3 protein-coding genes are annotated in these 3,213 nt (G+C 45.3%); 2 read left to right on the top strand and 1 reads right to left on the bottom strand.

Annotated features, from left to right (window positions below):
- Nucleotides 1-105: 105 nt before the first annotated feature.
- Entirely contained in the window at nt 106-861 is a 756-nt protein-coding gene (locus tag RJ60_RS12070) for an IclR family transcriptional regulator (RefSeq protein WP_099828427.1), read from the top strand.
- Between the two features lie 632 nt (nt 862-1,493).
- Nucleotides 1,494-2,957, top strand: coding sequence for a hypothetical protein (locus RJ60_RS12065; protein ID WP_099828426.1), 1,464 nt, complete (start codon nt 1,494-1,496; stop codon nt 2,955-2,957).
- 26 nt (nt 2,958-2,983) lie between these two features.
- On the opposite strand, the gene RJ60_RS12060 is transcribed toward RJ60_RS12065, so the two are convergent.
- The coding region (locus tag RJ60_RS12060) for an HD-GYP domain-containing protein (RefSeq protein ID WP_374704116.1) at nt 2,984-3,213 on the bottom strand (230 nt) is incomplete at its 5' end.

Raw genomic sequence — 3,213 nt, 5'->3', positions numbered from 1 at the left:
GATAGAAGTAATGGGACTAGTAATAATTACTTACTGGGCCGATTTTGTTTTGTGGCTGCCAAGATTACTGGGGTATGCTCATTAGGTCATGATTGAGGCTTTTGAATGCAGAGTGTTGAAAGGATAGTAAGGATCGTAAATTCATTTAGTCTTGAGAAATCAAAGCTTAGCCTAGACGATTTGACGAAAAAAAGCGGTCTTCCAAAGGCCACCGTGTATAGAATTGCGGAAGCTCTGTGCAAAGAACATATGCTTGAGAAGGATACCCTAACGTCTACATACAGAATAGGAATCAAGCTCTTTGAACTGGGGAGTCTCTATCTTTCCTCTATGAGACTTAAAGATGTGGCATTTACTGAGATGGAGAAACTCCATTTGAAGACGGGTGAAACGATACACATGGGTATACTTGACGGGAATGAAGTCGTCTCCATTGAAGGATTTGAAAGTTCAAGGTCACTGCACACGAAGCTTTTGATAGGAAAACGAGCCCCTCTTTACTGCACCGCAGTCGGTAAAGCGATTTTGGCGTTTCTTCCTGATGCCGATCGTGAAGAGATGATAAAGGCTCTTGATCTTGTCCCTCAGACTTCAAGAACCATAACAGACAAGAATACTCTTAGGGAGGAATTGGAGACAATTAGATTGAGAGGAACGGCGTTTGACAAAGGAGAAAACGAAGAAGGAGTTGCATGTCTCGGGGCTCCTGTTTTTGATTCATCGGGTGAGGTCGTTGCATCAATAAGCATATCCGGTCCGATTTTCAGGATGGGAGAGAAAGTGATGTTTGAGTATTCCAATCTCTTGAAAGAAGTTGTGGAGAGAATCTCTTTTGCGCTAGGGCACGGATCACAGATGTAATGCCAAGTAGCTTGTCTAGACTTGTTTTGATAGACACATTGTTGATTAAGAATCCAACTATCAGTTCTCAATGACCCGGCGCGCGTCTTACAACCATCTTCCTTCAGATGCTTTTCTTGTCGTTCTTCAGAAGTCAGTTCGGTATGCAATGTCTGTGGCTGTGAATGCAGAATCAGGATTCGTTGGCGTTGTCCAGCATCTGCTTTCTGGTCTTCTGAGAATACCTGAGTCACAACATCCAAGATTCCCGTTCTCTATTTGAAGTAAACTGAAGTTTCTTCATATTCTAAGTAGATACTCTACCATTGATAAAAATCCAAGCGCAAATCTGGCAGCACACAATTGCACCTCTGACAGTAATTGAAGCGTGAAGAAAAATCGTTTGCATAAGAGACGCGTTCGCGATTGATGAATGAACAGCGTCTACTCTCTCCACAATCCATAAGCCTAATTTGACAAGTACGTGAAGCTACGGGAATCTGCTTCAGTTACCGTCAACTCTCCGCAGAGTCTTAATAATGATTTTTTTCACAATACATGAGGAATATAATTACGTGTAAGAAGACTAGAAGATATGTGGTTCACGTATTTTGGAGGAAGTTACAACGAGTATTGAATGTAGGGGAGGATTCATGATGCGAATAGCGGTGGTTCTATTGACAGTATTTGCTGTCGTCTTTCTGGCTACAGGGTGTATCTTCAAAACCGTTACTCTCACTATGCTTGAACCAGAAAACGGTGGGGAGGTTCAGCCCCTTCCTGGGGTTCACAATTACCTTACTGGTACTGTTGTGAGCATCGAGGCAACTCCCGGAGATAACTGGGATTTCGATCGATGGGAAGTAAATGGAGGGTTCTATTCAAGCGAGGAAGCAACGACTCTTAAGATGGACTCCGAAAAGGTCGTCAAAGTTTTTTTCGTGAGGAAACCTGTAACCCTGACGATGCTTGAGCCCTCTGGACAGGGTGATGTCGATCCGGATCCCAGCATGCTTTCCTTTGAGTATGGAGCTGTTGTAGACCTATCGGCTACCCCAACCAGAGGTTGGGAATTCGATCGCTGGCAGGTGAATGGAGCCTTCTACTCGAGCGCAGAATCTACGACTCTGACGATGGACAATGATAAGACTGTGAAGGCGTTCTTCAACGAAGAGCCTGCAGCTTCGGTGACACTATATATGCTCGAACCCATTGGGCAGGGTGAGATTCAGCCTCTAGCCGGAGATCACGAGTATAATGCTGGGACAGTCGTTACTCTTAAGGCAACCCCCTCTGAAGGCTGGTTGTTTGACCACTGGTTGGTTGAGGGCGCATTATATTCCAGCGACCAGGAAGCCTACCTCACAATGAATACAGATAGGAATGTAAAGGCAGTTTTTGTCAGGAAGACCTACACACTTACAATGCTCCAGACTTCAGGAAGTGGAAGTGTTGAGCCTCCAGTCGGTTCGCATGTTTATGAGGAAGGCACTGAAGTTATGCTAGTTGCTTCGCCTGCAAATGGTTGGGAATTTGATTACTGGCAGATCGATGGGGTAGTTGTTACAGGCAATCCGGAACACAAAGTAACAATGGACGCAAACAAGACGGCAAGAGCCTTCTTTGTCGAAGAACCACCTGTAGTCTTTACCTTGACGATGATGGAACCCTCCGGGCAGGGCTCTGTGAGTCCTCCGGTTGGGAATCACACATACATTGAAGGAACCCTTGTCTCCTTAACGGCAACTCCCGAAGAAGGATGGGAGTTTGAGTCGTGGTATGTGGATGGAGTGAATTTCTCAAATATCGCGAACGTCACAATTGTCATGGATAGCAACAAATCCGTCTCAGCCTCCTTTGTGAAAAAGGCTGAGAAGGTGATTCTAGAGATCTACAAGTCCGGAAGAGGGACAGTAAGCCCGCCGGAAGGGATGTATGAATATGATAAAGGATCTTCTGTCGATCTAAGTGCAACACCTGCTTCTGGTTATCACTTTGAAGAATGGCTTGTTGATGGTACAACTTATCTGGTGCAGAACATAACGATAACACTCGAGTGGGACACGGTAGCTATCGCTACTTTTAGGTGTAACTGTGGGGGCGAAGGTCAAGAGTGACGGTAGGTCTGAAGTATAGGTAGAGATCAAGAGTCGCTTCTCACTATCTCAAGGAATCCTTTGACGACTCTTTTGTCGAACAACGTGCCGGAGTTCTTGAGAAGACACTTGATCGTTTCTTCTTCGCTCCAGGCCTTCCGGTAAGGTCTATCGGAAATCAGCGCATCGTATACATCAACAACGGCGAATATTCTGGCGGCCAGCGGTATCTCTTCTCCTTTAAGTCCTCGAGGATGAGTATGCAGAAAGCAGATGT

The sequence above is a fragment of the Mesotoga sp. B105.6.4 genome (assembly GCF_002896535.1).
GTDB lineage: Bacteria > Thermotogota > Thermotogae > Petrotogales > Kosmotogaceae > Mesotoga.
The sequence above is the reverse complement of the archived record's forward strand: the minus strand, read 5'-3'. Positions and strand labels throughout refer to the sequence as shown.